Origin of the sequence: Frankia sp. CcI156 (assembly GCF_001983015.1) — a bacterium.
In the GTDB taxonomy this organism is placed as follows: domain Bacteria; phylum Actinomycetota; class Actinomycetes; order Frankiales; family Frankiaceae; genus Frankia; species Frankia casuarinae.
The window spans coordinates 1-4250 of record NZ_MOMD01000110.1; the positions used below are offsets into that span (position 1 = coordinate 1).

Genomic DNA, 4250 nt, shown 5'->3' on the forward strand with positions numbered 1-4250 from the left:
CGTCGCGGGCTCCGTCGCTCGGTTGCCCGTCCCACCACCCGACACCAATGATCACGGGAGTCGGGTGGAGTCCGAACCAAGTGCCAGAGCCCTCGCGCAGGCCGCCTAACACCCCCAAAGGACTTCCAGCCTCAACCACTAAGCGGAGAGAACCGACCGCGTCGAACGCGGCGCGTCCGCAGTGGCCGGCGATCAACGGTTCGGCGATGTTCAAGGACAGTATGACGAGGCTGGCGAACAGGAGCAGGCGCCGCGCCGCGCGCAGCACCACCTCGGGCCCGCCATGGACCGCGAGGTGCCTGGTGCCTAGAGCGCCGGTCAAGTAGTCATCAGGCTGCTTGCTGATCGTGTTTTTGGCGGGCGATGACGTGGAGGTTGTGGACGACGGCGGTGCGGCGGAGGTCGAACAGGTTCTTGCGCTGTCCGTGGTAGCGGGCGCGGCGGCCTTGCCAGTGGCCGATGTGGGCGAGGGTGTGTTCGACTTTGGTGCGTTCGCGGAGGCGGGCGCGGCCGGCGGGGGTGTGCTGGCGTTCGCGGAGCTCGGTGAGCAGGGCTTCGTCGGGGTGGATGGTCACGCTGCGCCCCGTCGCGCTGGTGGTGCATCGTTCTCGCAGGGGGCAGGCCGCGCAGACCTTCGCGGGGAAACGCACGGTGCGGCCTGGGGCGAAGGGCATCGTGACCTGGTGGGGGCAGGTGAGCAGGCCGCGGTCGAAGTCCAGGGTGAAGGCGGTCTTGGCATACCGGCCGGTGGCATTACGTACCCGCCACGCCTTGCAGAAGATCTCCAGGTTGGGGTCGCGGTCACGCACCAGGGTGGAAGACAGGTAGGCCCGGTCGATGTGGAGCTCGGTCAGGCGGAGATTCTGGGCGGCCAGGTCGTCGCTGATTGTGTTGGTGACGGTGGCTTCGGGCACGTTGGCGGGGGTGAGCCCGACCGCGGGCACCAGCCYGGTGTCCAGGTCGGTGACCACGTGGCGTTTGTACCCGTCGACGACTCTGCTGCTTAATTCGCGGTTGGGGTTGTGCGCTGCTGGCTGAGGCGGGTGAGCCTGCTGGCGCGGGGTGTGAAGGGTGGCTGGTCGGGGTTCCAGTGGGCGTCGAGGCGGAGGACGTTGACCGCGGTGGCGGAGAAGGCGTGTTGGAGGCGGGTCTTGGGCAGGCCGCGGTAGCGGGCGTTGCGCAGGCCGGTGACGTCGAGGGCCTGGTTGATCGTGCCCTCGATCCCAGCGCGCAGGGCGTACCTGGTCTTCCAGGTGTCGGTGGCCTGCTCGGCGCGGGCGGTGGCCAGGGTTTCGTGGAGTTCTCGGGGGCGCAGGCTGAGGTAACGGGTGCGGCGGGTGGAGGTGGTGCACGCTTTCTGGGTGGGGCAGGGGTGGCAGTCGGTGCGGGCGAACGCGACGACGATGGCGTCGCGTTCGTGCTGGCGGACGGGGTACCAGGCGGTGCTGGTGTGGCCCTGCGGGCAGCGGACCTGGCGGGCTTTCCAGTCGATCCGGAACGCGGCCTTGTCGAACCCGGCGTTGGCCTTGGCCTGGGGTGAGTGGTCGAGGAGGGCTGGGGTGACCATGGTGATGCCCCGGGTGGCGGCGTCGTGGATGAGGTCGGCGCTGGAGTAGCCGGCGTCGAGGTAGTGCTCGCCCGGGGTGAGGCCACGCTCAGCGAGGCTGGCCTGGACGATCTCGGTGGCCTTCACGTCCGGGACGCTCGCCTGGGTGGTGAGAACGTTCGTGATCAGCCGTAACGGCAACACGTCGGSTCCGGCTCCGGYTCCGGCTCCGGGGGGAGGGTCGMAGGTTTCGGTGAGGTKGACCTTGTAGCCGCACCAGAACAGGTCGTCGCCCTTGGCCGCCCACCGCGCATCGCGGTCGTAGGGGGAGGCCAAGCGACGATGTCCAGGCGGGACACCCTGTCTGTCGGCGTCCCGCTTTGCGATCACCTCCCGTCCCCGGGGATCGGTGGACAGGATCGGTGGACAGGTAGTAGGTCTGCACCAGCATCTCGCGCAGGAACGCCACCGCGGGGATCTCGCCCAGCCAGCCCGGCGCGGTGGAAGCGGCGACCGCCCGGCACAGGGCGAGCGCGTCCTGCCCGAACACCACGGCAAGACGGTCCCGGGCCGTCTTCGACGACGGCATCGTCCACCCGTTGACCCGCTCGCCGTAGCGATGCGCCAACTCGTCGATGCCCACGGTGTCGGCCAGCCAGCCGGGGGCCGCGACCGCGAGGGCCTCCAACACCGCCCGCACACTTTCCCCGGCGAGCTCGGTCCGGTTTAGGTCCCGGACCGCGCTGATCACATGGGTGGAGTCGGTGCGCGCCCTGCGACCGCCGCCGATCAGGCCCTGGTCGACGCAGGCCTGCAGGAGCCGGTCGAAGACCACCCGTTCCAGGCCGTGGTCGGCCAGCCGGGCGCGGAACCGGGACAGCACCGTCGGGTCGAACCCGGTATCGGTCAGCTCCGCGCCGAGCGCGTACTTCCAGTCGATCGCGCGGACCGCCATCGCCGCAGCCTGCCGGTCGGTCAGGTTCTCGGTGAACTGCAGCACCGTGACCAGCGACAACACCGCCGGCGGCAGACCCGGCGCCCCCCGGCGCCCGAACGCCCCGGTGAACGGCTCATCGACCAACACCTCGGCCAGCCGGTCCCGCAGCCGCATCGCCAACGTCCCACGCGGGAACGCCGCCCGGGCGACCGCCACGGTCTGCGCCGGGATCTCGGGCAGCCCCTTCGGCTGCAACGACATGCACTCCACCTCCCGCAGCCCACGACACGACCAGGACCGCAGAGGAGATCATGCCGCACCAACGACACCCAGCCGAATTAAGCAGCAGAGTCGTCGACCAGGACGGAGCGGGACTTACGGCCGTGGGCCATGTCCGGGTCTTCCACGCTGATCCGCCGGTTTTTGGCGACCCCGCGGCGCAGCCGCGCTGTCCCGGCCGTGGTGACCTCGACGTCCTGGTCGCGGACCTGACGGGCCACCGCGACAGCGGCTTCGGCCGCCTCCGGGGCGGGCTGGGCGGCCACGAAGGTCTCCACCGCCTCCAGGGCGGCCAGCACCACCGCCAGGGCACGGTCCCGCTCGTCGGGATCGTCCCAGTCGGCGTCCAACGCGGCTTTGAGGCTGGACCCGGCCAGCACCGGTGCCCCGGCCTGGCCGGCCAGGACCCTGGTTCCCTCGGCCCGCCCCCACCCCTGCTGAGCCGCGATCACACCCAGGGCCTTGCGCAGGGCGTGTCCCATCATGTTCGGGGTGTCCTCCACCCGGCCGGCACCCCACAGCGGGCTGGAGTCCAACGCTGCGCGTAACGCCCGCGGCCCGAAGCCCTTCGTCACCGTGGCGATCTCGACGGTGCATTCGACCAGCCGCCGGTCCCACCCGGCGCCGATCAGCCGGGCGCGGAAGCCCACCAGGGTGCCCTTGGAGAAGGGAGACCGGTCGGTGTCCAGACAGTCCAGAACCAGCTGCCAACGCCGGTCCATCACCGTCGCCTCGATCACCTCGTCGTCGGAGACACCGGTATAGGCCTGCAGGATCAGCGCCAACGCCAACTGCGCCGGCTGCCCTTTCGGACTGTCGCGGTAGACCTCGGCCAGCTCGGTCTGGAACGCCTCGTCGAACAGCTCGTGGCGATACCGGCGCAGGAACACGAACAGCTTCGCCCGCCGCACCAGCCTGATCACAGTCTGTTCCGCGGTCGAGGGCTCCACCGGCGGAGCCCATATCCCAGGACGCATCAGCCAGCACCTTCCGATCAAGACGGGCACATGACACCCGCCGACCGGTGCCGCCTACCACAGCTCACATACGGCTACCTGACCGGCGCTCTAGCAGCGCGACCACGGACAGGTCCACCGCTGGTGCGACTACGGCGCCACCCAGATCGGGACCCCCATCCGCACCCCGAGCGCGAGGCTGTTCCCGAACCCGAAGAGGAACGTCAACGCGACCACCACACCGACGATCACGGTCACGATGCGGGCCGAGGCGCCCGGAACCGCCAGGTATGCGGAACGCCTGTTCGATTCGCTAGATGATGTAGACCTCGGCGCGGTCACTGGGCATCACCCCTGGTCAGGGCCCGGGTAGCGACCGGCCGAACGGCGATTTCAGGGCCAGCAACCAAGATCAAACGGTTCTTAGAGCGTGTCTTACGTCGAGCGTGGGAGCTTCTTCCAGCAGGTGATCGCGGCAGCCAGGCAGAGGAACCCGAGGAAGTTGTAGCCGTTACGTTCGTAACGCGGGCTC

Annotated in this window: 2 protein-coding genes and 3 pseudogenes; all 5 read right to left on the reverse strand. The window is 69.6% G+C overall.

Features of this window, described 5'->3' with window-relative positions:
* Positions 1-271, reverse strand: a pseudogene (locus CcI156_RS26450) (hypothetical protein); the annotation flags it as partial.
* A gap of 58 nt (positions 272-329) precedes the next feature.
* Positions 330-1034 (reverse strand): annotated as a pseudogene (locus CcI156_RS23355) (transposase); the annotation flags it as partial.
* Positions 1004-1750, reverse strand: a complete 747-nt coding sequence (locus tag CcI156_RS26060; RefSeq protein ID WP_175637659.1) for a transposase — start codon at positions 1748-1750, stop codon at positions 1004-1006. The gene CcI156_RS26060 and the pseudogene CcI156_RS23355, both read right to left, overlap by 31 nt.
* A complete protein-coding gene (locus CcI156_RS24330) occupies positions 1656-2744 on the reverse strand; it encodes a transposase (protein ID WP_083718791.1) in 1089 nt (362 codons plus the stop codon). Before CcI156_RS24330 ends, CcI156_RS26060 begins: the two co-directional genes overlap by 95 nt.
* A 92-nt stretch (positions 2745-2836) precedes the next feature.
* Positions 2837-3739: pseudogene (locus tag CcI156_RS23365) on the reverse strand (transposase); the annotation flags it as partial.
* Positions 3740-4250 lie beyond the last annotated feature (511 nt).